The sequence below is a fragment of the Streptomyces sp. NPDC096323 genome (genome assembly GCF_040302845.1).
Lineage (GTDB): Bacteria > Actinomycetota > Actinomycetes > Streptomycetales > Streptomycetaceae > Streptomyces.
The window spans coordinates 1-26584 of the sequence record NZ_JBEOSI010000006.1; the positions used below are offsets into that span (position 1 = coordinate 1).

Annotated in this window: 17 protein-coding genes; 6 read left to right on the forward strand and 11 right to left on the reverse strand. The window is 72.7% G+C overall.

What is annotated here, in order from left to right; genetic code table 11:
• Nucleotides 1–459 precede the first annotated feature (459 nt).
• Both ABTX18_RS17655 and ptsP read left to right on the forward strand, forming a co-directional pair.
• Nucleotides 460–909 (forward strand): PTS sugar transporter subunit IIA, encoded by a 450-nt coding sequence (locus tag ABTX18_RS17655; RefSeq protein WP_352123622.1) that lies wholly within the window; start codon nt 460–462, stop codon nt 907–909.
• A gap of 76 nt (nt 910–985) precedes the next feature.
• Nucleotides 986–2656 (forward strand): phosphoenolpyruvate--protein phosphotransferase, encoded by a 1671-nt coding sequence (ptsP, locus tag ABTX18_RS17660; protein WP_352123623.1) that lies wholly within the window; start codon nt 986–988, stop codon nt 2654–2656.
• Nucleotides 2657–2738: 82 nt separating this feature from the next.
• Here ptsP and ABTX18_RS17665 read toward each other — a convergent pair whose 3' ends face one another.
• Both ABTX18_RS17665 and ABTX18_RS17670 read right to left on the reverse strand, forming a co-directional pair.
• The gene (locus ABTX18_RS17665; protein WP_352124005.1) at nt 2739–3656 is read right to left on the reverse strand and encodes a DUF8829 domain-containing protein; all 918 of its coding nucleotides are present in this window, start codon (nt 3654–3656) and stop codon (nt 2739–2741) included.
• 68 nt (nt 3657–3724) lie between these two features.
• A complete protein-coding gene (locus ABTX18_RS17670) occupies nt 3725–5701 on the reverse strand; it encodes an acetoacetate--CoA ligase (protein WP_352123624.1) in 1977 nt (658 codons plus the stop codon).
• Between the two features lie 239 nt (nt 5702–5940).
• Here ABTX18_RS17670 and ABTX18_RS17675 point away from each other — a divergent pair, with 239 nt between their 5' ends.
• On the forward strand, nt 5941–7875 hold the full coding sequence (locus ABTX18_RS17675) for a glycoside hydrolase family 31 protein (protein ID WP_352123625.1): 1935 nt from the start codon (nt 5941–5943) through the stop codon (nt 7873–7875).
• A gap of 36 nt (nt 7876–7911) precedes the next feature.
• Here ABTX18_RS17675 and ABTX18_RS17680 read toward each other — a convergent pair whose 3' ends face one another.
• Nucleotides 7912–8427: an NUDIX domain-containing protein gene (locus tag ABTX18_RS17680; protein ID WP_352123626.1), complete on the reverse strand. Its 516-nt coding sequence runs from the start codon at nt 8425–8427 to the stop codon at nt 7912–7914.
• A 113-nt stretch (nt 8428–8540) separates the two neighbouring features.
• Between ABTX18_RS17680 and ABTX18_RS17685 the strand changes: the two genes are divergently transcribed.
• Together ABTX18_RS17685 and ABTX18_RS17690 are read left to right on the forward strand one after the other, a co-directional pair.
• The gene (locus ABTX18_RS17685; protein WP_352123627.1) at nt 8541–9347 is read left to right on the forward strand and encodes a M15 family metallopeptidase; all 807 of its coding nucleotides are present in this window, start codon (nt 8541–8543) and stop codon (nt 9345–9347) included.
• A gap of 130 nt (nt 9348–9477) precedes the next feature.
• A complete protein-coding gene (locus ABTX18_RS17690) occupies nt 9478–9825 on the forward strand; it encodes an Mpo1-like protein (protein ID WP_352123628.1) in 348 nt (115 codons plus the stop codon).
• Nucleotides 9826–9895: 70 nt separating this feature from the next.
• Here the strand turns inward: ABTX18_RS17690 and ABTX18_RS17695 are convergent, their stop codons facing one another.
• From ABTX18_RS17695 to ABTX18_RS17710, 4 genes are read right to left on the reverse strand one after another with little or no spacing between them, the layout of a single operon-like run.
• A complete protein-coding gene (locus ABTX18_RS17695; RefSeq protein WP_352123629.1) occupies nt 9896–10501 on the reverse strand; it encodes a GTP-binding protein in 606 nt (201 codons plus the stop codon).
• Nucleotides 10482–10904, reverse strand: a complete 423-nt coding sequence (locus ABTX18_RS17700; RefSeq protein ID WP_352123630.1) for a DUF742 domain-containing protein — start codon at nt 10902–10904, stop codon at nt 10482–10484. Before ABTX18_RS17700 ends, ABTX18_RS17695 begins: the two co-directional genes overlap by 20 nt.
• Before the next feature lie 9 nt (nt 10905–10913).
• Nucleotides 10914–11357, reverse strand: a complete 444-nt coding sequence (locus tag ABTX18_RS17705) for a roadblock/LC7 domain-containing protein (RefSeq protein WP_352123631.1) — start codon at nt 11355–11357, stop codon at nt 10914–10916.
• A complete protein-coding gene (locus tag ABTX18_RS17710) occupies nt 11354–14239 on the reverse strand; it encodes a sensor histidine kinase (protein ID WP_352123632.1) in 2886 nt (961 codons plus the stop codon). The genes ABTX18_RS17705 and ABTX18_RS17710 overlap by 4 nt, the downstream gene beginning before the upstream one ends.
• Nucleotides 14240–14685: 446 nt before the next feature.
• On the opposite strand from ABTX18_RS17710, the gene ABTX18_RS17715 reads away from it, so the two are divergent.
• A complete protein-coding gene (locus ABTX18_RS17715; protein ID WP_503061171.1) occupies nt 14686–15144 on the forward strand; it encodes a hypothetical protein in 459 nt (152 codons plus the stop codon).
• Nucleotides 15145–15187: 43 nt separating this feature from the next.
• Here the strand turns inward: ABTX18_RS17715 and ABTX18_RS17720 are convergent, their stop codons facing one another.
• From ABTX18_RS17720 to ABTX18_RS17735, 4 genes are all read right to left on the reverse strand, one after another.
• The gene (locus ABTX18_RS17720; protein ID WP_352123633.1) at nt 15188–19975 is read right to left on the reverse strand and encodes a hypothetical protein; all 4788 of its coding nucleotides are present in this window, start codon (nt 19973–19975) and stop codon (nt 15188–15190) included.
• Between the two features lie 78 nt (nt 19976–20053).
• Nucleotides 20054–21043: a hypothetical protein gene (locus ABTX18_RS17725; protein WP_352123634.1), complete on the reverse strand. Its 990-nt coding sequence runs from the start codon at nt 21041–21043 to the stop codon at nt 20054–20056.
• A gap of 109 nt (nt 21044–21152) precedes the next feature.
• Nucleotides 21153–22679, reverse strand: coding sequence for a hypothetical protein (locus ABTX18_RS17730; RefSeq protein ID WP_352123635.1), 1527 nt, complete (start codon nt 22677–22679; stop codon nt 21153–21155).
• 119 nt (nt 22680–22798) lie between these two features.
• Nucleotides 22799–26482 carry a hydantoinase B/oxoprolinase family protein gene (locus ABTX18_RS17735; protein ID WP_352123636.1) on the reverse strand — a complete coding sequence of 1228 codons (3684 nt, stop codon included), beginning with the start codon at nt 26480–26482 and terminating at the stop codon, nt 22799–22801.
• Nucleotides 26483–26584 lie beyond the last annotated feature (102 nt).

The following is a 26584-nucleotide window of genomic DNA, read 5'->3' on the forward strand; positions in this document are numbered from 1 at the left end:
ACCCCTGCGGGCTTTCCTCCGGGCGCTTCCCTTCGGTCTTGCGTTTCCGACTCTATCAGACTCTTTCGTGTCCGATTCCCGGTCGAAGCGGGTCTTGCATTTTCGCTTTCACAGGAATTCGCTTTCGCGTTTCCCTTTCCGGCGATCCAGACTCTATCAGGCCATTTCACTTTCCCTGACCAGCACCCCGCAGACATGAGCCTGCCCGATATCGGGTTAGGGTTTGGGCTTGATAGTCGCTGCCGACCCCCGACTCAATGTCGCGTTGGGGCCAGGCAGGAGTACGACAGTACAGGCTGCCGGGAGTCGAGGCAAATCGTTTCCGGTGCACCCCTAGGTCCTCGAACCGTCAGGACTCGGGCGGAACCGTCACTTCTTATGACTTACCCTGCTGAGCAGTACGCCGTCCCCTACAAGCCGCGGCGGCGCCATTGAAGCTCCACTCTGGGAGGCTCCCCCATGACCACTGTGACGTCCCCTCTTGCAGGGCGTGCCATCGGGCTCACTGCTGTACCCGACCCGGTCTTCTCCGGGGCGATGGTCGGTCCCGGGACCGCCATCGACCCCGTCCGTGAGCCGTCCGAGGCGGTCTCGCCGGTCGACGGAATCGTCGTCTCCCTTCACCCGCACGCCTTCGTGGTCGTGGACAGCGAGGGCCATGGGGTTCTGACCCACCTCGGCATCGACACGGTCCAGCTCAACGGCGAGGGCTTCGAGCTGCTCGTGAACAAGGGGGACACCGTCACGCGCGGCCAGGGCATCGTCCGGTGGGACCCGGCTGCGGTCGAGGCGGCCGGCAAGTCGCCGGTGTGCCCCGTCGTGGCGCTGGAGGCAACGGCCGATTCGCTGTCCGCCGTCATCGAGGACGGCGACGTGAAGGTCGGCGACACACTGTTCGGTTGGCAGTAACGCGTTCGGCGCAGTGACAGCCGACTGGATAACCACCGCGGGGGCATCGTCCGCCGCACGACCGGAGACGGGTGAAATGCAGACAACGCTGCGAGGCGTAGGCGTGAGCCACGGTGTGGCGATCGGCGAGGTACGGCACATGGGCACGGCAGTGCTCGAACCGCCGGCCAAGCAGATTCCGGCCGAGGAGGCCGAGCGCGAGCAGGGGCGGGCCCGGCAGGCCGTGGAGGCCGTGGCGGCCGACCTCATCGCGCGCGGCAACCTGGCCGGGGGCGAGGCCCAGCACGTGCTGGAGGCCCAGGCCATGATGGCGCAGGACCCCGAGCTCATGGCGGATGTGGACCGGCGTATCGCAGTCGGCAGTACCGCCGAGCGCGGTGTGTACGACGCGTTCGCCTCCTACCGCGCGCTGCTCGCCGGCGCCGGTGAGTACCTGGCCGGCCGTGTCGCCGACCTCGACGACGTACGCAACCGGATCGTGGCCCGCCTGCTCGGTGTGCCGATGCCGGGCGTGCCGGACAGCGATGAGCCGTACGTGCTGATCGCCCGGGACCTGGCTCCGGCCGACACGGCGCTGCTCGACCCCACTCTGGTTCTCGGCTTCGTCACCGAGGAGGGCGGGCCGACGAGTCACAGCGCCATTCTGGCGCGGGCGCTCGGCGTGCCCGCTGTCGTGGCGCTCCCCGGCGCCGGCGAGCTGGCCGAGGGCACGGTGATCGCCGTGGACGGCAGCACCGGCGAGATCTTCGTCGAGCCGAGTGCCGAGAAGCAGGCGGAGCTGGAGAGCTCCGCCGCCGCGCGCAAGGCGGCGCTGTCCGCGTCCACCGGTCCGGGCGCGACGTCCGACGGGCACCTGGTGCCGCTGCTGGCCAACGTCGGCGGGCCCGGTGACGTCCCGGCGGCCGTCGCCGCGGGTGCGGAGGGGGTGGGGCTCTTCCGTACCGAGTTCCTCTTCCTGGACGACAGCAAGCAGGCGCCGTCCGAGGAGAAGCAGATCGCCGCGTACCGCGCGGTGCTCGAGGCGTTCCCCGAAGGCCGGGTCGTGGTGCGGGTGCTGGATGCGGGGGCGGACAAGCCCCTGGACTTCCTGACTCCGGCCGACGAGCCGAACCCGGCGCTCGGTGTGCGAGGGCTGCGCAGCCTGCTGGATCACCCCGACGTGCTGCAGACCCAGCTGACCGCTCTGGCGAAGGCGGCCGAAGGGCTGCCCGTCTACCTAGAGGTCATGGCTCCCATGGTCGCGGACCGTGCGGACGCCAAGGCGTTCGCCGACGCGTGCCGCGCGGCCGGGCTGCAGGCCAAGTTCGGCGCGATGGTGGAGATCCCGTCGGCCGCGCTGCGGGCGCGTTCGGTGCTGCAGGAGGTGGAGTTCCTGTCGCTGGGCACCAACGACCTGGCGCAGTACACCTTCGCCGCGGACCGTCAGGTGGGTGCGGTGTCCCGTCTCCAGGACCCTTGGCAGCCCGCGCTGCTGGATCTGGTCGCCATGTCGGCCGATGCCGCCAAGGCCGAGGGCAAGAGCTGTGGTGTCTGTGGTGAGGCCGCCTCCGATCCGCTGCTCGCCTGTGTCCTGACCGGTCTGGGTGTCACGTCGCTGTCGATGGGTGCCGCGTCCATTCCCTATGTACGCAGCACGCTGGCGAAGTACACGCTCGCCCAGTGCGAGCGCGCCGCGGCTGCCGCACGTGCCGCGGACTCGGCCGAGGAGGCCCGCGTCGCCGCGCAGGCGGTGCTGTCGGGCGAGTAGGACGCCACGCATGACCATGGCGTCGTGCGATGTGTGGTGAAGGGGCTTCCCGCCCGGGTCGGCGGGAGGCCCCTTCCGGCCGTCAGTGGTGCGCCTCCGGTTCGTCGGCACCGACGTCGAACCCTGCGCAGTACTCCACGCCCGATTCCGGAGAGACGGGCTCACCGGTGTCCGCGTCGGTGCAGTAGGCGCTGAACACCTCCCCCGCGGTGAGCGGGACGAGGCTGCCGCCGGTGAGTCGCCAGCCGTGGACCCGGTCCGGGGCTCCCGGAGCGCTGGTCCGCAGGACGACTCCCCCGTGGCTTTCCAGCGCGATACCGACGGCCAGCACGGTCACGAACTCGGCGCCCTCCCCCGAATCGAGGTGCGCCGGCCCGGTGGTGTCCCGCTCGGTGTGCAGGGCGGCGAGCAGTTGCTCGTTCTCCGTGGGGGTGCTGCAGACGAGGTGGTGCGTGCCGGGGCCTGCGGCCTCCAGGGTGCGAAGCAGGAGGTGGGACGCGCGGTCGAAGGCGGCGCGTCCGACGTCCTGGCCGCAGTCCGCGCAGTCCCCGAGCCCGGACAGGAGCATCGTGGCGTACTCCCAGGTGGCCTGCCGGACCGCTCGGGAGACCAGGAGAGGGATGAGGGTGTCGAGAGGCTGTCCGGTGTAGGCGACGGTGGCGCCGCAGGCCGCGACCTCCGCGGTGAACCGGCTGCGGCCGGAGGGGCTGTCGGGGGCGATTCCCGTTTCTGCGCAGAACTCCGCGTACTCCTCGGGGTCGAAGAGAGCGACCGTCGTGTGCATGCCCTGGGCGGCGAGTGCCCTGAGCAGGCCTTCCACCTGCTGCAGATAGACGGAGTGGTCGTCGAAGGTGAAGGTGCGGTAGCGCCGCATCGCCGCGAAGTCCTGTTCATCGGTCAGGAGGCCGATGGTGCTCGGTGCTTCGCGGCGCAGCGTGCGTCGCATCGTGGTGCCGGTCCTGCCGCGGACGGTGGCCCGGTTGTTCCTGGTCTGCGCCATGATTTCCCCCAGTGCGCTGTCGAACATTGCTCACACAGCGTAATCATGGGCACTGACAGTGGCCTCGGTCAGCCGCGCTTGCGAGCCAGCTCCTCGTAGAAGTGGAGGAGTTCCAGGTTGTCGACGGATCCGGGGTTGACGGCTTTGGCCAGGGCCGTTCCCTGGAGCAGGCGCTTGACCGGAACCTCGATGCGCTTGCCGGTGAGGGTGTGCGGGATGCCGGGGACCTCGATGACCTCGTCCGGGACGTGGCGCGGGGAGAGGTTTTCGCGGATGGTGCGCTTGATGCAGTCGCGGAGGGTGTCGTCGAGTGCGGCGCCTTCGGCGAGGTGGACGAACAGCGGCATCCAGTAGCCGCCGTCGGGTTCCTCCAGGCCGATGACGAGGGACTCACGGATTTCGGGGAGGCGCTCGACGGCTTCGTAGATGTCCGCGGAACCCATGCGGACGCCCTGCCGGTTGAGGGTGGAGTCGGAGCGGCCGTGGATGACGACGGATCCGCGGTCGGTGATCGTGATCCAGTCCCCGTGCCGCCAGGTGCCGGGGTACGTCTCGAAGTAGCTGTCGCGGTAGCGGCTACCGTCGGGGTCGTTCCAGAAGCGGATCGGCATGGACGGCATGGGCTTCGTGACGACGAGTTCGCCGACCTCTCCGGTCAGGGGTTCGCCTGCGGGGTCCCAGGACTGCAGGTCCGTGCCGAGGCAGGCGGCCTGGAGTTCGCCGATGTGGACGGGAAGGGTGGGGACGGCGCCGGCGAAGCAGCTGCAGACGTCGGTGCCGCCGCTGACTGAGGCGATCCACAGGTCGTCGGCCACTTCGTCGTGTAGCCAGCGGAATCCGTCGGGCGGGAGCGGGGAGCCGGTGGTGGCGGCGCACTGGATGCGGGAGAGGTCGAAGTCCCGGCCCGGGTGGATACCGGCTTTGCGGCAGGCCATGACGTAGGCGGCGGAGGTGCCGAACAGGGTGGCGCCGGTCTGTTCGGCGACGCGCCACTGGGCGCTGACGTCCGGGTAGCCGGGGCTTCCGTCGTACAGCACGAGGGTGGTGCCGGTGAGGAGGCCGGAGACGAGGAAGTTCCACATCATCCAGCCGGTGGAGGTGTACCAGAAGAAGCGGTCCTCGGGGCCGAGGTCGCAGTGCAGGCCGATCTGCTTGAAGTGTTCGAGCAGGATGCCGCCCTGGGACTGGACGATGGCTTTGGGGAGGCCGGTCGTGCCGGAGGAGTAGAGGACCCACAGCGGGTGGTCGAAGGGGACCTGTTCGAAGACCGGTTCCGTGTCCGCTTCGGTGAGGGCGGACCAGTCGAGTGCGCCTTCGGGTGCGTCGGTGCCGAGCAGCGGGATGTGGACGACGGCGCGCAGGGTGGGGAGTTCGCGGCGCAGTTCGGCGACGGTGTCCGCGCGGTGGTGCTCCTTGCCTCCGTAGCGGTAGCCGTCGACGGTGAACAGGACGACGGGTTCGACCTGTTGGAAGCGGTCGAGGACGCTGCGGGCGCCGAAGTCGGGCGCGCAGGAGGTCCAGACGGCGCCGACGGCGGCGGTGGCGAGGAAGGCGACGACCGCCTGCGGGATGTTGGGGAGGTAGCCGCTGACGCGGTCGCCGGGCCTGACGCCGAGGGCGCGGAGTTCGGCGGCGAGCGAGCCGACCTGGCGGCGCAGCCGGGACCAGGAGACGGGCACCTGGGTGTGGGTCTCGTCGACGTGGAGCAGGGCGGGGGCGTCCGCTCGAAGAGGGTCCTCGGCGGTGCGCAGCGCGTGCTCGGCGTAGTTGAGGGTGGCGCCGGGGAACCACTGGGCGCCGGGCATGGTGCGGTCGCCGATGACGGTCTCGTACGGGGTGGAGAACCGGACGTCGAACCATTCGGCGACGGCCTTCCAGAAGGTGTCGAGCTCGTCGACCGACCAGCGGTGCAGGCTCGCGTAACCACCTTCGGCCGGTGCTCCGTGGTGTTCGGCCGCCCAGCTCTGGAAGCGGGTGACGGCGGCGGCCGCGATGCGGTCCGGGCCGGGCTGCCACAGGGGGGCTTCTTCGGCTGCTGAGGTCATGGGGCGGCTCCCTGGCTGTACGGGTACGCGGGGTGTGCGTGAGTCGCGCGCACGGGCTGGGGTGTGCGCGTGAGGCGGCTCCACGGACGATGCCATGTGATCGTCTTTCGCACCAGGGTTGCCCGCCCATGGCCGCGTGTCCCGGTATGTGGTCCCGACACGTCCGGCCACGCCGTACCGCTGGTGAACGGTAGTTGAACAGAACCCGCTCCCGTCGTGCCTGGTGGCAGGCTGAAGCGATGGACGGTCGTGACCTGGTGCGCTCGGTGAAGTCGGTCGGTTCGATGCAGGGGCTGCGTACGGTGCGCTCGGCGTGGCTACGGGTGCGGGCGGATGCGCGGGCGCTGCCTGCGCGTGGTCCGGAGCGGGCGCGGGTGCCGGGGAATCTGGTGGGGGCGGAGCCGGGGCCGGGCGGTGGTGTGGTGAGGTTCGCCCGGTCGGAGCTGCGGGTCCGGGTGGGGGCGGGCGGGGCGGTCTTCCTGGGGTGGGACGGCGCGGAGCCCTCGCCGTCGTACGCCCTGCCGGAGGATGCGCCGGACGCCGATCCGCGGGCCGTGCTGGAGCCGGACAAGGACGGCGGCTGGCAGGTGGTGTCGGAGCGGCTGACCGTGGTGGTGTCCCGGCTGGGGGCGGTGGAGCTGCGGACCCCGGGCGGGGTGGTGCTCCGGCGGCAGCTGCCGCCCCGGTGGTGGGAGCCGGTGGCGGGCGGTCCGGGGCGATGGGTGCAGCGCTCCGAGGTCCCGGCGGACGCGCGGTTCTTCGGGCCCGGCGGGCGGGCGGCGGGGCCACGGCTCGGGAACGGTGTGTACGCGCTGTGGAACAGCGGTCCGGGCGGCCGGCCCGGGCCCGGGGACGATGGGCGGTATCTGACGATGCCGGTGCAGATGGTGGTCTCGGACGCGGGGACGCATCTGATGTTCCACGACAACTCCTGGGCGGGGCGGGTGGAGCTGCGCGAGGGCACGGAGGGGGCCGGATCCGGTCATGACCGGCCGGGGTCGTCCGAGCTGCGCGTCGAGGGAGGTCCGCTGCGCTGCTGGGTGGTCGTCGGCACACCGGCCCGGGTCCTGCAGGGCTGGTCGGCCCTGACGGGGGCGCCGGCGGTGCCTCCGTCGTGGGCGCTGGGGCCGCAGCACGCACGGCGGGGGCCGGGGAGCGAGCGGGAGGCGTGGCAGGTCGCCGCCGGGGACCGGGACAGGGGGCTGCCGTTGTCCGCGCCGGAAGGGTTCGGCGGCGATCAGCGGGAGGCCGACGACGTGGGCGGCCTCGCGACGGCGCGGGCGGGGTACGACGAGTTGCTCCGGCTGCGGCCCGGGGAGCGCCCGTTCCTGGTCTCCCGGTCCGGCTGGGCGGGGACGCAGCGGTACGGGGGGATCGGGTCCGGTGATGTGGCGGCCGGCTGGCCCGGGCTGCGGGCCTCGTTGGCGCTGGTGCTGGGCCTCGGGCTGTGCGGGGTGCCGTATGCGGGGCCGGATGTGGGCGGTTCCGACGGTTCACCGTCTCCCGAGCTGTATCTGCGGTGGTTCCAGCTGGGTGCGTATCTTCCGCTCTTCCGGACGGGTGCGGCGATCGCCGCGGGGCGCCGGGAGCCGTGGGAGTTCGGCGCGCAGGTGCTCGACGGTGCGCGGGAGGTGCTGGTGGAGCGGGAGCGGCTGCGCCCGTACTGGGTGACGCTGGCGCACCTGGCCCGGCTGTCGGGGGCCCCGTACGTACGTCCGTTGTGGTGGTCGGCGCCCGGCGACCGGGCCCTGCGGGAGTGCGAGGACGCGTTCCTGCTCGGTGACGCGCTGCTGGTGGCGCCGGTGCTGGAGCCGGGCGTCGGGGAGCGGCCGGTCCGCCTGCCTCCGGGGCGCTGGTACGACACGGTGAGCGGTGCGGTGTACGAGGGCCCGGGGCAGGTGGTGGTCGAGGCGCCGCTGTCGCGGGTGCCGGTGCTGGCCCGGGCCGGATCGGTGATTCCGGTGCGGGGCGCGGACGGCGGGCTCGAACTGGAGGTGTGGGCTCCGGTGGAGGGGACGGGCGGGGGCGGCTCGGTGGTCCGTGACGGGGGTGACGGCTGGGCGCCGACGGTGGTCGAGCGGTACACGACGCGGCTGGTGGGCGGGCGGGTCGTGGTGGAGCGGGACGGCGGGGAGGGACTGGTGGACTGTCCGGTCCGGGTGCGGGGAATCTGACGGGATGCGCCACCGCGGTCCGTACTGCCCGCGCCGTCAGCGGTAGTGGCCGGCGAACCAGGAGCGGACCGCCTCGGTGTGGAGAGGGAAGGCGAGCGTTTCGGGGGCGCGCAGCACTCCGTATCCGGACGTCTCGTCGGTCGGCACGGACGGCGGAAGGGCGGCCGCCGGCCGCGCGGGGAGCAGCCCGAACAGGAGGAGGTGCCCGTCGGTGTCGCTGAGGGCGTCGGCCAGCCGGACGTCGTCGCGGTCCGCCTCGATGCCGGTCTCCTCGCGGAGTTCGCGTACGACCGCGTGTTTCCAGTCCTCCTCGTGGTCGATGAAGCCGCCGGGGAGGGCGATGCCGCCGAGGCGGGGTTCGATGGTGCGGGTGATGACGACGAGTCCGGTGCCGTCGTCGTCGGTCACGGGGAGCAGTGCGACGGCGACCGGCAGCGGGTTGCGGTAGGCGGTGGCACCGCAGGCGGGGCAGGTGCGGGGCCAGCTGTCGGGGGACGGCAGCGCGGTGTACGGCCTACCGCAACTGCCGCAGTGGGAGTGGGGATCCTTCACGGCTTCTCCGTTCCTCGTCGGTTCACGCCTGCGGCTCGTGCCGGCCGGACGGACACGCGCGGACTGTATCCGATCGTCCGCCCACGGCGGCCGGACTGGTGGACGATGTGCTCATGACAGTCATGAGGTCCGTTTTCCGTGCCCTGGCGGCGAGTGCCGCCACTCTGCTCGCCGTCACCGCTGCCGCTCCGGTGGCGCAGGCGAAGCCCGAGCCGAAGGCTCCCCCGGAGTTCGTCGCCCTGCGCGCGGTCGATCCCACGATCATCCAGGAGATGCGCTACCCCACCGAGCACGACTTCATGGGTGTCCCGGTGGACGGCTACCGCCGGTCGCTGTGCATCCTGACCCGGCCTGCGGCCGAGGCCCTGCACCGGGCCCAGGTCCGGCTGCTGGCCCAGGGGTACTCGCTGAAGGTCTACGACTGCTACCGGCCCCAGCGGGCCGTCGACCACTTCGTGCGCTGGGCGAAGGACCTGGACGACGAGACCATGAAGGGCGAGTTCTATCCGCAGGTCGACAAGACCCGCCTGTTCGCGGACGGTTACATCGCCGAGAAGTCCGGGCACAGCCGGGGCAGCACGGTGGACCTGACGCTGGTGCGGCTGCCGGCCGTGCCGACCAGGCCGTACCGCCCGGGCGAGAAGCTGGTGCCGTGCTACGCCCCGCAGGCCGACCGCTTCCCGGACAACTCGGTGGACATGGGGACCGGCTTCGACTGTTTCGACACGCTGTCGCACACCGACGACCCGCGGATCCAGGGCGTGCAGCGCGCCAACCGCCAGTTCCTCAAGAAGACGCTCACCGACGCCGGATTCGTCAATCTGGCCGAGGAGTGGTGGCACTACACCTTCAAGCCGGAGCTCTTTCCGGACACCTACTTCGACTTCCCGGTGGCCCGCAGATCCGTCGCCGGCCACTGAGGGACCGTGTGATCCGGAAAGCGGACGAGCAGGCGGCCGGGACCACCCCCGTGGGTTCCGGCCGCCCGTTCTTCTTCTCGGACGCGGATGAGCCGTATCCGGTTGCCGATTCAGTCACTACGGTGCCCGTATGCCACAGCAGACGTTCGATTCGTACGAGGAATTCTGGCCCTATTACGTCGCGATGCACTCCCGGGCCGCGACCCGCTGGGTCCATCTGACCGGCACCCTGACCGGTCTCGCGATCACCGCCTACGGACTGGCGCGCGGCCGGAAGCGGTACGCGGCGGCACTGCCGCTGATCGGGTACGGGACCGCCTGGCCCGCGCATTTCCTGATCGAGAAGAACAACCCGGCCACCTTCGGCCATCCCGCCTGGTCGCTGCGCGGCGACGCGCAGATGATCGGGATGATGCTGACGGGCCGCGACCGGGAGCTCGCGGAGACCGCCGCCAAGTGGCTCGCCGACAACGGCTGAGCGCAGCACCGCTTCTGATCCTGTGCCAGGTCCCGTGACCAGTGTGTACGCGGCCTGCGCGCCGGTGCCGTTATGTCGTGGCCGGCTCACGGAGCCGGTCCACGCGGGCCATCGCGTGTTCGACGACGGCCACCAGGACGTCCCGTACGGACGACCGGTCCCGGGCGTCGCACATGAGCACCGGCACCTGCGGATCGAGATCGAGTGCCGCCTGCACCGTCCCGGCCGGGAACCGGTCGGCGCCCTCGAAGCAGTTGACGGCGACGGCGAAGGGAATGTCGCGGCGCTCGAAGTAGTCGACCGCCGCGAAGCAGTCCTCCAGCCGGCGCGTGTCCGCGAGGACGACCGCGCCCAGCGCGCCCTGGGCGAGTTCGTCCCAGAGGAACCAGAAGCGGTCCTGTCCGGGAGTGCCGAAGAGGTACAGCACAAGGTCCTCGCGCAGGGTGATCCGGCCGAAGTCCATCGCCACGGTCGTCGTGGTCTTCGCCTCGACACCGTCCAGGTCGTCCACCGGACGTCCCGCCTCGCTCAGCCTCTCCTCCGTACGCAGCGGCCTGATCTCGCTGACCGCGCCCACCAGGGTCGTCTTGCCCACGCCGAAGCCGCCCGCCACCAAGATTTTCAAGGTAACCGGCTCAACGGGCCGCCTGTTGCGGCTAGAGCGCCCGAAGGCCATTGATCACCTCGCGAAGAATGTTCACGTCCGGCAGCTCGGCCGGCGGAACGGGACGGGTTACGTGCACCAGCTCGTCCTCGACGAGATCACCGACCAGGACCCGGACCACCCCGACGGGGAGATCCAGACCGGCCGCGAGCTCGGCGATCGACTGGGGCATGTCACTGCAGAGTTCGACGATCTCCACGTGTTCCGGGGAGAGCATCTGGTCCCTGCCGGGATCGTCGGCCGCGGGTTCGGGCATGACGATCGCGATCAGGTCGAGGCGGTGACGGGACGCGCTGCTGGTGCGTCCCCTGGTCATCGCGTACGGGCGGACCACCGGGCCGGCGTCGCCGTCGTACCAGCGCGAGGACTGCGGGTCGCCCGGGACGCCGGGGGAACGGGAGGTGTCGGCGCTCATCCCATCCACTCACCCTCCCGAGGACGTACCGGTCGTCCGGGGAGCATTGGCCAGGTGAGCTCCCACGCGCTTGACCATCAGGGTCATCTCGTACGCGACCTGCCCGACGTCCGAGTCGGAATCGGCCAGTACGGCCAGGCAGCTGCCGTCGCCCGCCGCCGTGACGAACAGGAACGCCTCGTCGAGTTCGACGACGGTCTGACGGACCCGGCCGGCGTCGAAATGGCGGCCGACGCCCTTGGCGAGGCTGTGGAATCCGGAGGCGACGGCCGCCAGGTGTTCGCCGTCCTCCCTGGTCAGGTCCTTGGACGCGCCGGTGGGGAGGCCGTCGCTGGAAAGGACCAGCGCCTTACGGATGCTGGCGACGCGCTCGACGAGTTCGTCGAGGAGCCAGTTGAGTTCGCCCGACCCCTGACGTGCGGAGTCGAGTGCTGCGGCGTTCGGTGCGGTCATGGACCGTCCCCTCCCGGAGTGGTTCCTTGTGCTGTGTCGTCGGGGCCGGTCACGTCCTCGGCGTTCTGCAGACGCCCGCGCTGCCAGCCGCGCTGGAGCGAGGCCATGCGGGTGCGTACCTCGTCGGCGTCCCGCTCGATGTCCTCGGCGCTCTCCACCGGGTCCGGCCCGGTGACGCCCGGGCCCTCGCGGAGCTGCGGGGCGAGGCTGGCCTGCCGGACCCGGCGGGGCAGTCCGCCCACGGTGTCGGGGGCGGCCGGCGGTGACGGGACGGCTGACATGGACGAGCGGGGCGCCGGAACCGATGGCGTGCCGGGCGGGGCCTCGGCGGGCCGACGGGGTCCGACGGGGCGGCGGCGTTCCTCGTGCGGAACGGGGCCGGTCGCGGGGCGCCGGGCCGGGGTGTGCGCGGCCTCCGGCTCGGCGGACGTGGGGTGGGCGCGGCCGCTCGCGTCGACGCGGCGGCCCCGGTCGGTGACCAGGGTCGGCGGTGTGCGGCGGGGCAGCGGGCGTGTGCCGTCCGGGCGCAGAGCCCGGACGCCTTCGGGCTGCGCGGTGCGGTCGGCGGCCTGCTGGTGCTGCTCGCGGTCGGCGGTCTGCGGGTGCTGTTCGCGGTCGCTGTCGCGCCGGAGCTCGCGGGCGCGGAAGATGCCGCCGCGTTCGCTCTCCGTGTCGTCCAGGTCGGCGACGCCGTCGAGTACGGGATCCAGGCCCCGGCCGGCGACGGCTTCGAGGAGGGGGTCGCGCTCGAAGTCCAGGGCCCCGGCCGGCCCTTCGAGCTCGACCGGACCGTCCAGCAGGGCCGGGTCCGCCAGCCCGCTGGGGACCGGTGACAGGCCGCCCGGCCGGTCCGGCGGGCGTGTGGCGGCGAGACTGCGGTCCGACGCGTCCTGGCCCCGGTCCTGCCGCGGGTCGCTGCCCGGCCTGCTGCTGGCGATCGCCTTCTCGGACCTGCGGTCGAGGCGGAATCCGGTGCCGTGCGAGTCAGGGGCGTCGGTGAGCAGCGCCGCCGGAATGAAGACGACGGCGGTGGTGCCTCCGTACGGGGAGGTCTGGAGGGACACGCGGACGTTCTGCCGCTGGGCCAGCCGGCTGACGACGAAGAGACCGAGCCGGTCGGTGTCGGACAGCTCGAACTCGGGGGTCTCGGCAAGCCGGAGGTTGGCGTCCAGGAGCACTTCGGGGGGCATCCCGAGGCCGCGGTCGTGGATTTCGAGGGTGAAGCCGTTGGCGACCTGTTCGCCGTGTACCTGGACCGCGGTGTGCGGGGGCGAGAACACCGTGGCGTTCTCCAGGAGTTCGGCGATGAGATGGGTGAGGTCGGCGACGGCGGGGCCGCCCACGCCGATCCGCGGGAGCCAGCGGACCTCGATCCGTTCGTAGTCCTCCACCTCGGCGACGGCGGCGCGCACCACGTCCATGAGCTGGATGGGCTTGCGCCACTGCCGGGAAGGAGCGGCTCCGGAGAGGATCACCAGTCCTTCGGCGTGGCGCCGCATCCGGGTGGTGAGATGGTCGAGGCGGAACAGGTCGGCGAGTTCGTCGGTGTTCTCGGTGCGGCGCTCCATCGTGTCCAGAAGCGTCAGCTGGCGGTGGAGCAGCACCTGGTTGCGGCGGGCCAGGTTGACGAAGACCTCGGAGACGCCGCGCCTCATGTCCGCCTGCTTGACGGCTGCCTCGACCGCGGCCCGTTGCAGCGTGTTGAGTGCCTGCCCGACCTGGCCGATCTCGTCGCGTTCGTAACTGAGGTGCGGGGACTCGGTCTCGACGTCGACGTGTTCGCCCGCGGCGAGGCGGCGCATCACGCTCGGCAGCCGCACTCCGGAGACCTCGTGGGCGTCCTTGCGCAGCCGGGAGAGGTCACGGACGAGCTCGCGGCCGATGCGTACGGACACGAAGACGGAGACGAGCAGGGCCAGGAATCCGAGCACACCGGCGACGCCCGCCTTGATCAGGACGCCGTAGCCGGCGGGCCTGCCCCGGTCCTGGAAGCGGTTGTTCATCTCGGTCGAGTCGTTGGCCAGCCGGTCCAGGACGGGCGGGGCCACCTCCTGCCAGCGGGCGGTGTCCACGGCACGGGAGTCTCGGATGGGGCCCTGGGCGAGGAGTCTGTCCTCGGCGGTGCGCAGCGGTTCGCTGTCGGGGCCGGACCAGTACCGCTCCACGCGCCGGCGCTCGGAGGCGGGGAGCACCTGGAGGTTGATCTCGTACAGCAGTTTCCGGTTGGCCACGAGGTCGGAGATCTGGCGGAGTTCCGGGGCGGAGAACCGTCCCGCCAGGAGTCCGGAGGCGACCAGCGCGTCTTCCCTGGAGAGCATCTCGCGGGCGCGCGAGACACCCGTCAGCGCCCGGACCTGCTTGTCCATGGACACGTTCTCCATCGTGTGGAGGCCGGTCAGGAAGCGGTAGCAGGGGTCGATGAGGCGGTTGTAGTAGTCCATGGCCCTGGCCCGGCCGATGGTGCGCCGGTCGACGGAGCCGCGGAGCGCGTCGAGTTCCTCGACCGCTCCGAGGATCGAGCTGAGCTGGGTCTCGGCGTCGGGGCGCAGGGCGTCGCGGATGTCCTCCTGCTGCGCGCTCGAGGTCACGCGCGCGACGACGCGGTCGGTGACGGCGCGTTGCGTGCGCAGCAGCGGAAGGGCGTCGGAGGCCCGCGGGTCGGCGAGGAAGACGAGGGTCTGGCGGCGCTCGTTCTGGACGGCCCTGACCGTGTCCTCCAGGGGATGGCCGACCTTCTCCACGACGGTGCTCGCGCTCAGCAGCTGGCCGGCCTCGCGCCCGGTCAGATAGGTGGCGAAGCCCCAGAGCGCGGTGAGGGAGACGAGCGGCACCAGAAGCAACGCCACGATCTTCCTGCGGATGGACTTTCCGCGAAAGCGCATGGCCTCCCCCAGCTCCGCCCCGCGGGGCGGGGATGGTGTTCCGTCAACAAACGGCGCGAGCCTACTACCGACACACAGACAACTCGAAGGCGTGTCCGGGCGATTTTCGGCCGCCTTGCCGGGAGTTGACCATGAGATGTCCCGGTATTCCGGGAGATGAAATTCGCGAATGCGACAGAAGGCGCCGATCAGAGCGGCATATTCCTTGCCCCGCCGGTTGGCTGGAAGTCTTCGTTCTGTGCCGGACGGGGGAACGACGGGGGAATCTTCACCGTCCGGCATTCGTCCGTCTGTACGGGGGCAGGAGAGCCACAGGAGTGCACTGGGGCGGGACGGCACAGCCCGTCCGCGTAGAAAGGGTGCATGTGGGGCAGCAACCCTGAAGTCGGACAGCGGTGGGGAGTTGAGATTCGTTGGACACGCAGGAGCGTCACGGTGCGGTGGAGGTGCCATCGGCCCGGAGGGCGAAGGAGGCGGGCACCGCGGCCCCGGCGACGCGGGACGGGCCTGAGATCCCGCGGCAGCCGCTCTGGGTCGAGGAGCCCGCCACGCGTCGGCGGATGCCGGATCCGGTGCGCAGGGCAGCCGTGCGGGCCGTACTCATCGCATCGCTGACCCTCGTCCAGGCCACAGTCGCCTTCCTGACCGAGCTGACCGGTTCCTGGCTGGCCTTCCCGATGATGCTCAGCAGTGTGGGCAGCACGGTGATCGCCACCTGGTCGGTGCTGGATGTGTGGGTCACCCGGCAGGTGTGGAATCAGCGCAACGGTGTGGTGTCGGTGCCCAGTAGTTCGGCCCGGCGGCTGCGCCGCGAGCGGCGCATGGCGAGACGGGCGGCGCGGACCGCCGCGCGGGACGGCGCGCGGATACGCCGGGACGCGGGACGGCGCCTCTCCCGCGCCTGACCCGCGCCTCGGTCGCTCAGCCACGGTGGCGTGCGGGGCTCCGCTACGGGGCCGTGCCGGGCTCCGCCGCCCGGCGGTGTGCGTCCTCGGTCCGGGCCGCCGGTACGTCCGGCGCCGGCGCGGACCGCTTGAACATCCGGGTGGCGGTGATCTCTCCGTGCACCGTCTCCGCGCCGGGGTCCTGCTGCGGCAGTCCGGGGCGCAGGTGCTCCTCGACGCTGATGTACTTCAGCCCGGCCCTCAGGTCGGCGTCGTTGCGCAACCTGATGACCAGCGGGAATTCGGCCAGCGCCGTCGTGTCGAAGAGGCCCGTGGTGTAGAGCAGCTGAACGCCCAGCGCATCCGCGACCGCACGCTGGAGCTCCAGCAGATACGTGGCGTTGGCACGGCCGATGGGGTTGTCGAGGAACAGCGTCCCCGCGTGGCGGTGCTGGTGCCGGTCGCGGCCGCGGTCGTTGCTGCGCAGGGCGGCCATGGTGCAGTACAGGGCGATGGCGGCGGTCAGCAGCTGCCCGCCGGAGAAGACGTCGCCCATCAGCCCGACCGGCACCCGTTCGGCGCGCAGCACCGCGTCGGGCTTGAGGATCTCGACGGCGATGCCCCGGGGCTCCAGCGCCGCCTGTACGCCGCGCAGCAGCAGGGACATCCCGTCGCGGCGCAGGTCGGAGTTCTTCTTCAGGGCCGCCTTGGTCGCCTCGTCGATGACCTCGCCGAGCCGTTCGGTGAGGGTGGCCTGGTCGGGCTCCTCGAAGCGGATCCGGAGGAATTCCTGGCCGGACCACTCCCCCAGGCCCTCGGGGAGCCGGGAGAGCCGCTGGGCGGAGCGGAGGGTGGTGAGCGCCGAGTCCACCAGGCCGCGCAGCCGGTCGACGATGGAGTCGCGGTTGCGCTCCAACTGGGCCAGTTCGTCGGTGAGGACCCGCAGCCGGGGTGCGAACGCCGTCGCCCACTTCTGCGCGTGCTCGGGGAGGGCCGCGGCCGGGAGTTCGCGGATCTGCTGGCGGGCCGGGGTGCGGACCTGTTCGTAGCGGGTGGAGTTGGCGTGGCGGACGAGTACGTCACTCGCCTCCCGCACGGCCGCTTCCGCGGTGGACAGGTCGGCGGAGCAGCCGCGCAGGGAACGGCGGGCCTCGGCCGCGGACCGCCGGGCCTCCTCCAGGCTGCCGGGGTACGGCTCGGGGGTCTCGGGGTCGTCGTCGGCGCCGTGGTCCCGCAGGAGGTCGCGCAGCAGGGCCGCGGTCTCCTCGAAGCCGCCTGCCGAGTCCTCGGCGGTGCGGTGGGCGTGGAGCAGTTCGGCGTGGGCGGCGCGGGCGGTGTCCAGTGCCGCGGTCGCGGCGGCGAGTTCGCCCGTCGCCGTACGCAGGAGGGCCTGGGCCTGTTCGGCGTCGGCGGGGACCTGGTCGTCAGGGAGTTCGGTGTGCAGGCTCTCGCCGTCGGCGGGGGCGAGCCGCTCGGCCTCGCCGCGCAGCCGGCCGAGCTGTTCGCTGGCGGCCGAGGCGCGTGTCTCCAGGAGCTGGACGAGGGATTCGGCGCGGGCGGCGGCGGCCTGGCGGGAGGGCCCGTCGGCGCCGTCCGTGCCTTCCAGGAGCTGGGCGGCCCGGGTGCGGACTTTGTTGGTGAGCCGGTCGAGTTCGGTCAGCGCGGCGCTCTCGTCGCTCTCGGCGCGGGCCTGTTCGGCGCGCAGGTCGGCGCCGACGCCGACCTTCTCGTAGAGCTGGGAGGCCGCCCGGTAGGCCTCGCGCAGGGCGGGCAGACTGTGCCGCGGGGTGCCCGGCTCCGGTTCGGGAAGGTGTTCGGGGGCGCCGGCGATCTCGGCGCGCTCGGCGCGCAGGGCGCGGGCGGTGCGGCGGGCGTCGTCGGCTGCGCGCTGGGCGGCCCTGCGGTCCTCGTCGGCGGCGCGGGCGCGTTCCAGACAGACGGTGGCGCGGGCCTCGGACTCGGCCGCCTCGTCGGCCAGTTCGCGCAGTTTCGCCTGCCAGCCGGCCCTTTCGCGGAGCCGGAAGGCGAGTCCGGCGAGCGCGTCGGCGGCGCGGCGGGCTCGCTGGGCGGCCTCCTGGCGTTCGTCCCGGACGCGGGCGGTGTCCGCCGCCGCCTCGTCGGCCTCCGCCCGGGCCGTGCGCGCCTCGGCGAGAGCGGCCTCGGCCGTCTCGGCGGCCGTGCGGGCGGTGCGGGCGGCCTCCGCGAGTTCGGTGAGCCGGCCGGGCGGGCAGTCGGCGCGCCAGGAGCCGATACGGGCGGCGAGCGCGCGGTCTCCGGCGAGGCGGGCCGCCAGGGTGCGGATGTCCTCGTCGCGGGCGGCGGTCCGGCTCCTGAGTGCCTGCCGTTCCTCGTCCGCGGCGTGCTCGTCGTGCATCGCCGGGTTCGGCGGGACGAGGAACACCCCGTCGGTGCTCGCGGCGGATCCGGCGGCGTGGTTCGGGACGGGGGCGAGCAGCGCGGCGGCGGTGCCCACGGCCACGGCGGAGCGCGGCAGCAGGGCGGCGGCCCCGAGCACCTCACGGGCGCGAGCATGCGCGTCCGGGTCGGTGATGACGACGCCGTCGACGAGCTCCGGGCGGGCGGCGAGCACGGCCGCGTGGTCGGCGGGGTCGACGGCCTGGGCGAGGTAGCGCCAGCCGGGCAGTGCGGGGATGCCGTGTTCGCCGAGGTATTCGACGGTGGCGAGCACATCGGGTCCCGGCGGCAGCAGTCCGCCGTCGCCCAGCGCGCCCAGGATGCGGGAGTCGTCCGCGGCCGCGGTACGCAGCTCGAAGAGCCGGCGCTCGGCCGCGGCGACGCCCTGGTCGAGGAGCTCCCGCAGCTCGTCCGCGTTGCGGTCGAACTCGTCTGCTGTGAGGGCCTGTTCGGCGGTCCCGGACAGCGCGGCGCTCCGGGCTCCGTGAGCGACCGGTCCGGGCTCGGTGCCGGACCCCACCCGGCCCTCGCCGTGCCGCTCGCCCTCCACTCCTTCCTGCCCGCCCAGCCGTGGCCGGGGAACACCGCCGGTGGTGGGCAGCCCCAGAAGGTCGGCGAGGCGGTGGTCGGCGGCGATGGACTCGGCGGCCCTCAGCTCGGCCTCGTAGGCCTGCTCGGCCGCGCGTGCGCCGTCGGAGGCCCGCGCGGCGGCGAGTTCGGCCCGGCTCTCGGCTGCGGCGGCTTGCCTCGACCGGTCCGACGCGGCCCCGGCGGCCTCGCGGGCGGTGTCCCAGGCGGCCACGGCCGTCTGCTCGGCATCGTTCGCCGCGAGGGCGGCGCGGGCCGGGTCCGCGTGGGGCGCGGTGTCGTCGAGCCAGCCCGCGCGGACCGCTTCGGCGGTCTCCTGCTCCACCTCGGCGAGGCGCTGGCGCAGATGGCCGGCCTCGCTGCGGGCGCGCTGGGCCTCGGTGGCGGCGGTGGTGGCGTCGCGGTGGGCGGCCTCGCCCGCGGTCTGGAGCGCGTCGGAGCGCTCCTCCTCCTCGTTGGCCAGGCTCTCGCCCGCTTCGGCGGCGGTGTGCAGGGCCCGTACGAGATCGGCCGCGGCGGTGGCGCGGGCGGCAAGGGCCGGCGCGGCGTCGCGCTCGGCCTCGCGGATGGCGACGGCGACCCGGGCGGAGCGGTCCGCGGCGGCGCGGTGGCGGAGCACCGCCTCGGCGGCCTGCCAGGCGGCGTGCAGGGTGCGGGCATCGCCCAGTTCACGGCGCTGGGCCGCCGCGCTCTTCTCGGCCGCGGTCAGGGCCAGGGAGGCGTGCCGGTAGGCGAGTTCGGCGGCGATGAGGGCGCTGCGGCTCCGGGCCTGCTCGGCGCCGGTGACGGTGTGGGCGGCACCGGTGACCTGCTGGGCGAGCTCCGCGGTCCGGCCGCGCTCCAGGCCGGCGCGGGCGGAGAGCCTGCGGGCCAGGGTGCGGGTGCGGCGTTCGGCGCCGGCGTGGATGTCCCGGGTCCTGGCGCGGGCTTCGGCGGCTTCCACGATGCGGCCGAGCAGGTCGACGGAGCCCGCGGTGAAGTCGCGCTCGGCGGTGAGCTCGGCGCGGCGGCCCAGCTTGTTGCCAAAGCCGCTGACGAGGTCGGCGAGTCCGTCGGTGTCGCGGGTGTCGGTGACGGCGCGCAGCAGCAGGTCGGTGAAGTCGGAGTCCTTCTTCACCGCGAAGAGTCCGGCCGCCTCACCCTCGTCGGCGTTCATCTCGCGCTGGTAGCGGAAGAGTTCGGGGTCCAGGCCCAGGTCGCCGAGGTGCTCGTTCCAGCGGTCGTGGATCTCTTCCCAGTGCACGTCGAGGTGCTGGTAGAACTTGCCCGCCTCGGTGAGCGCGTCGCGGAAGCCCTTCATGGTGCGGCGCCTGCCGCGGGCGCCGGAGGCGCCGTCGGCGGGGCGGCCGACGGAGGTGGCCTCGGCGACGGGCAGCGAGTCGAGACCGAGCCCCGGGCCGGGGCGGAAGGAGTACCAGGCCTCGGCGAACTTCCGGGGGTCGTTGGACACCTGCCGTCCGCGCCATTCGCTGACCTTGCCGACGACCACGCACTCGCCGGTCAGCGTGTGCTGCCACTCCAGCGCGACGTGTCCGCAGTCCTCCGCGAGCAGGAACTTGCGCAGCACGCCGGAGCTGGCGCCGCCCAGGGTGTTGCGGTGACCGGGCAGCATCACGGAGAAGATCAGCTTGAGCAGGACGGACTTGCCGCCGCCGTTCTCCAGGAAGAGCACCCCGGCGGGGGCCGGCCTGCGCGGCGGTCCGACCGGCTCGTCCTCGAAGAACTCCGCCTGCGCGGGCGCGGGGTGGGGCACGGGCTCGCCGACACCGCGCAGGTCGAGCACGGTGTCGGCGTAGCGCGCGCCGGCAGGCCCGATGGAGTAGAGGCGGACCCGGGACAGCTCGTACATGGCGGCGGACTCTCGTCGTTCAGGCAGCGGGAGGGAAACGTCTGGGGGTGGTCAGTGACCGGCCCGGTCGGGGTCGGGTCAGCTGTGGAACGGCAGGCCGGCGCCGGCCGCCAGCTCCAGGCCGTCGGGGTCGGGTGGCGGCAGCAGCGTGGCCGACCCGTCGGTGACCGGCACCACGCCGAGCTCGAGGAGCTCGGCCAGGGCGGCGCTTCCGGCCATGTCGCGGACCTGGAGCTGGTAGCGGGCGGTGGTGCGGAAGGCGCCTCCGGCGTCGTCCCCGGTGCGTTGGAGAAACCCGGAGTCGGTGAGGAACGCCACGGCCTTGCCGACGATGCCGGTGGTGGATCCCGCCAGCCGGCGGGCGTCCTTCGTCGCTCCGGTCGCGCTGCGCCGGGAGTAGATCCGCCAGCCCGCCTCCAGGCCGGGGGCCTCGCTGGCCGGGTCGGTGTTGTCGCCCTGTTCCTCCGCGCGCTCCTCCAGGCGGTGACACGCCTGGCGTACGAAGGCGTCGACGCCGTTGACCGTGATGCGGCCGATGTACGCGTCGTCCGCGAGGTCCTCCGGGCGCGGGAACGCCATCGCGGCGACGGCGAGGTGTGCGAGACCGTGCAGGAAGCGGTCGGCGGAGTCCGGTGAGGCCCGCCGGGCGTAATCGCCCATGCGCACGGCGAAGACCGAGTCCTCGCCCGCCGTGACGGCCATCCCGGCCCGGGTGGACACCTCCAGGACGACGAGGCCGAGCCCGGTGGCCACGGCGTCGGCGAGCCGGGCGAAGGCCGGATTTTCCCGGTAGCGGCGGAGCAGTTCGGCGTACTCGGCATCACGGGCGGGCAGCAGTTTGGGCTGGAGCCCGAAGGCGACGAGCCGGGAGGCGTCCGCCGCGTCGGCGGGGGTGACGGCGGCGGAAACGGCGGGCGCCGCGGGGCGCTCGGCGGGATACGCCTGCGCCGCCCGGTCGGCCGCGTGGCCGGACGCGGGCGCCGCCAGGTCGGCCTGGGGCACGGCGGCCGGGTGGAGCGCGGCCGGGTCGCTCCACGCGTCGGTGTGCTCTGCGCGGTGGTCGCTCACGGTCGCTCCTCGTTGCGGAAAGTCTTCGGTAGGGGTACGGAGTGCCCGGTCCTGATGCCCGTCACCGCGGCGCGGGTTCTCGCGGGAGCGGCAGGGGCGTGACTCGTCCTCATGTCGCCTCCGCCCGGTCGGCCGCCATGCCGACGGCGTCCAGCAGGGCCGTGCCCACGATCAGGTCGGCGCCGCCGAACTCGGGGTCCTCGAGCGGGGTGCCGTCGTCCACGGAGAACAGCAGGCGGCGCTCCCCCTGCCGGTAGGCGGTGCCGACCGGGGGGCTGGCGGCATGCACGGCGAGCAGGGCGACCAGATAGGGCAGTTCCGTGTCGCGCCGCCGGGCCTCGGCCAGGAGCCCGGAGAGGCGGCGCGGCGCGTCGTGCTCCAGGTCGAGCAGCTCCATCGCGGACGCCAGCTGCTCCTCGCTGAACCGGCTGTCGTCCGGAGTGGCGATCAGGTCCGGCTCGGGCATCTCGGCGCCCAGGTGTTCCCGCTCGAGCGGCGGGGTGAGCAGCATGTCGACCAGGTCGCCGACCCGGACCGAGGTGGGGGTGCGCAGCCCCGTGCCGTGGGCGAAGAACGCGTCGGTGGCCCGGATGCCCTGCTCGACGGGGAGCGGCAGCAGCGGGGCCAGGAGCTGTCCGTACAGATCGAGTCCCACGCGGGCGGCGGGCGTGGCGAAGGCCTGGCGGTCCTGCTCGGCGCGGAACAGCGGCCCGGCCTCCAGGAGGCGGGACTGGAGCTGGGTATGGCGGCGGATGCAGTCCTTGACGATGTCGACGAGCTCGGCGGCGCGCCTCTTGTGCTCGGGCTCCTCGGCCTCGTCCCTGGCCTTGCGGATGTTGGTGAGGATCGCGTTCTCGTGGCGGTAGCGGTCGGCGACGTGGTCGAGCGCCTCGGCGATCATGTCGGGCACGGCGTTGAGCCAGTCGACCGCGCGGACGTTGCGCCGGGTGGCGTCGAGCGTCTTGCGGAGCGTTTCCGCGTACTGCACGGTCCGGTAGCGGGCCTGCTCCGCGGCGAGCTGGGCGTCGGCGAGGCGGCCCCGGCTGATCAGGACCTCCAGTTTCACCTCGGCGGCGATCTGGGCGCTGGTGACATCGGTGTCGAGCGCGCCGACCAGGACGTTGACCGCTTCGTCGGTGGCGCGCAGATAGACGCTGCCGCCGTATCCCGGAACCTCCTCGATCAGCTTGAAGTCGTAGTCCCGGCGGACGTAGACGCCGTCCGGTCCGAAGGTGCCGTAGACCGCCCGGAAGCCGCGGTCCACGCTGCCGACGTTGATCAGGTTCTCCAGCACCCAGCGGGCGACCCGCTCGTGCTCGGCCACGGGGCGGCGCGGGGCCTGCGCGGCGACGCGCGGGAGCAGTCTGGCCACTATCTGGTCGTGGTCGGCCCCGGTGTCGAAGTCCATGTTGAGGGTGACGTGGTCGATCGCCGCGAGGGCGACCTCGGCCATCGCGTACACGGTGTACTCACCGGCGAGGTTCGCCTTGCGCACGTCGAGGTCGTGCAGCGGCGCCGTGCAGGCGAGCGCGCGCAGCCGCCGCGAGAGCCCCTCGTCGGCGGCCGGGCCCGGTGCGGGCCGCGGCCCCGCGCTGAGCTGGGGCGCAGCGTTTTCCGTGTAGGCAGGCGAAGTCACGCTGCACAGATTAGGTCCTCGGACTGACAACGGTCGAAACGGCGCAGAAGCGGCCGCTTGCCCCGGAGTCGGTCACGCCTCCGCAGGCCGGCCCGACGGCCTCCCGCTCCCGGCATCCCTCACGCTCCGTATCCCCCGCCGCCCGGCGTGCGGACGACCAGCACGTCCCCGGCCTTCAGCTCGGCGGTGTCGCAGCCTTTCAGCGGGGTGCGGCCCCCGTCGGCGTGCTCGATGTGCTGGCTGCCCAGGGCGCCCGGCCCGCCGCCCGCCATGCCGTACGGAGGAACGCGGCGGTGCCCGCTGAGCAGCGCCACAGTCACGGGTTCCAGGAAGCGGATCCGGCGTTCCACTCCGCATCCGCCGCGCCGGCGGCCCGGCCCCCCGCTCCCCTCCCGTACCCGGAAACTCTCCAGCAGCACCGGGTAACGCCATTCGAGGATCTCGGGATCGGTGAGCCGCGAGTTGGTCATGTGCGTCTGCACGGCGTCGGTGCCGTCGAAGTCCTCCCCCGCGCCCGAGCCGCTCGCCACGGTCTCGTAGTACTGCACCCGTTCGTTGCCGAAGGTGAGGTTGTTCATGGTGCCCGAGCCCTCGGCCTGGACGCCCAGGGCGGCGTACAGGGCTCCCGTGACGGCCTGCGAGGTCTCCACGTTGCCGGCGACGGTGGCCGCGGGGTGGGCGGGTGCCAGCATCGAGCCTTCGGGGACTCTGATCTCCAGCGGGGTGAGGCACCCGCTGTTGAGCGGGATGTCGTCGGTCACCAGGGTCCGGAACACGTACAGCACGGCGGCCATGACCACCGACTTGGGCGCGTTGAAGTTGCCCGGCTGCTGCGGCGAGGTGCCGGTGAAGTCGATGAGCGCGCTGCGGGCGTCGCGGTCGACGGTCAGCGTCACCTCGATCACGGCGCCGTTGTCGGTCTCGTACCGGCAGTGGCCGTCGTGGAGCCCGGCGATGATGCGGCGTACGGACTCCTCGGCGTTGTCCTGCACGTGCCCCATGTAGGCGGCGACGACGTCGGGGCCGAACTGGGTGACCATGCGGCGCAGTTCGGCGATGCCCTTCTCGTTGGCGGCGATCTGTGCGCGCAGGTCGGCGAGGTTGGTGTCCGGGTCGCGGGAGGGGTACGCGGCGGAGCCGAGCAGTTCGCGGGTCGCGGCCTCGCGGAAGGCGCCGTCCCGCACCAGGAGCCAGTTGTCGAAGAGCACGCCCTCCTCGTCGACGGTGCGGCTGAAGGCCGGCATCGAACCGGGAGTGATGCCGCCGATCTCGGCGTGGTGTCCCCGCGACGCCACCAGGAAACGCAGGGCGGGGGCGCCGCCCGTCTCGTCGAACACCGGTGTCACGACGGTCACGTCGGGCAGGTGCGTACCGCCGTGGTAGGGGTCGTTGATGGCGTACACGTCACCGGGCCTCATCGTGTCGCCGTTGCGGCGCAGCACCTCCTTGATGGACTCCCCCATGGAGCCGAGGTGCACCGGGATGTGCGGTGCGTTGGCGATCAGGTTGCCGTCCGCGTCGAAGAGGGCGCAGGAGAAGTCCAGCCGCTCCTTGATGTTGACGGAGTGGGCGGTGTTCTGGAGGCGCACGCCCATCTGTTCGGCGATGGACATGAAGAGGTTGTTGAAGATCTCCAGCATGACCGGGTCGACGCGGGTGCCGACCGCTTGTCTGCCGGGGCGTGGAAGGGCGCGGGTCAGGATCAGATGGCCGGTGTCCCCGAGGACGGCCTGCCATCCCGGGTCGACGACGGTGGTCGCGTCCGGCTCGGCGATGACGGCGGGGCCGGTCACGGTGTCCGTGGGCCGCAGGTCGGCTCTGCGGTGGAGCGCGGCCTGCTGCCAGCGATCCCCGGCGAACATCCGCGCCGTGTCGTGGGGCCGCGGCGCGGTGGCCTCGTCCCGCTCCGGTGCGGACGGTCGCGGCGCGGAGGCCTCGTCCCGCTCCGGTGCGGACGGTCGCGGCGCGGAGGCCTCGCCCGGCCCCCGTCCGTACGGTCGCGGCGCGTCGTACTCCCTCGTCCTGCCCGTCGCCTCCGCGGAGACGGCCTCGACCACGAGCGGCCGGTCCATCGTGAAGCCGTAGCGCGCGCGGTGCTCGCCCGTGAACGCCTCCGTCATGGCCGCCACGGTGTCCAGGCCGGTGGAGAGGCTCGCGTCGGTGCCCTCGTACCGCAGGAGCACGCGTGCCCGGGTGCTGATCGCCCGGTCCGGGACGCCGTCGGCGCGCAGTTCGGCCCGGGTACGGGCGGTCAGCGCGTCGCACACGTCGTCCAGGCGGGTCCGGGTGGAGTCGTCGAGCGGCGCCTCGACGGACTGTTCGCGCATGGCGGTCGCGTCGGCGAGGCCGATGCCGTACGCGGACAGCACACCGGCCAGCGGGGGTACGAGGACCGTGTCGATGCCGAGGGCGTCGGCGACGGCGCAGACATGCTGGCCGCCTGCTCCGCCGAAGCCCGTGAGGGCGTACCGGGTGATGTCGTGCCCTCGCTGGACGGAGATCCGCTTGACCGCGTTCGCCATGCCGAGCACGGCGATCTCCAGGAATCCCGCGGCGGCCCCGGCGGCGGTCCGCCGGGTTCCGGTGGCTCGTGCGACCTCGTCGGCGAGCGCCTCGAAGCGGGTCCGCACGATGTCCGCGTCGAGGGGGAGGTCGCCGTCCGGCCCGAAGACGGCGGGAAAGTGGGCCGGCCGGATCCGGCCGAGCATCACCTGGGCGTCGGTGACGGTCAGCGGCCCGCCCCTGCGGTAGCAGGCCGGCCCGGGCACCGCTCCGGCCGAGTCGGGGCCGACCCGGAAGCGGTTGCCGTCGAAGTGCAGGACCGAGCCACCGCCGGCCGCGACGGTGTGGATGTTCATCATGGGGGCGCGCATCCGGACGCCTGCCACCTCGGTGCCGAGCTCGCGTTCGAACCCGCCCGCGTAGTGCGAGACATCGGTGGAGGTGCCGCCCATGTCGAAGCCGACGACCCGGTCGTATCCGGCGCGCTCGGAGGTGCGGGCCATGCCGACGACTCCGCCCGCCGGTCCGGAGAGCACGGCGTCCTTGCCCCGGAAGCGGGCGGCCTCGCGCAGGCCGCCGTTGGACTGCATGAACATCAGCCGGATGCCGTCGAGTTCGGCGGCGATCGTGTCGACGTACCGGCGCAGGATCGGCGAGAGGTAGGCGTCGACGACGGTGGTGTCGCCGCGCGGCACCAGCTTGATCAGCGGGCTGACCTCGTGGGAACAGCTGATCTGGGTGAACCCCGCCGCACGGGCCTCCTCGGCGACCGCCCTCTCGTGGTCCGGGTGGCGGTAGCCGTGCATGAGGACGACGGCGGCGCTGCTCAGTCCGTCGCCGCGCGCGGCGCGCAGCCGCTCCGCCACCGCGCCCCGGTCCAGGGGCCTGACGGTCCGCCCCCGCGCGTCGACCCGCTCGGGGACCTCGATCACCCGCTCGTACACCGCCTCGGGGAGCAGGATGCGGCGGTCGAAGATCCGGGGCCTGTTCTGGTACGCGATGCGCAGGGCGTCCCGGAAGCCTTCGGTGATGACGAGGACGGTGGGTTCGCCGCGCCGTTCCAGCAGGGCGTTGGTGGCGACGGTGGTACCCATCCTGACGGCGGCGACCCGGTCGGCGGGGACCGGTTCGTCGGGACCGAGTCCCAGCAGCAGCCGGATGCCGGCCACGGCGGCGTCCCGGTAACGGTCGGGGTCGTACGAGAGGAGCTTGCGGGTGACCAGCCGCCCTTCGGGGTCTCGGCCCACCACGTCGGTGAACGTGCCGCCCCGGTCGATCCAGAACTCCCAGCGTCCGGTCATCCCTCCATAGTGGCGCGCCGCCCCTCGACAGGGGTGCACGACGCGAGGACGACGGGCGGGGCGGTACGGGCGCGGCGCGCCCCCGACGCGCTGCCCTTCCTG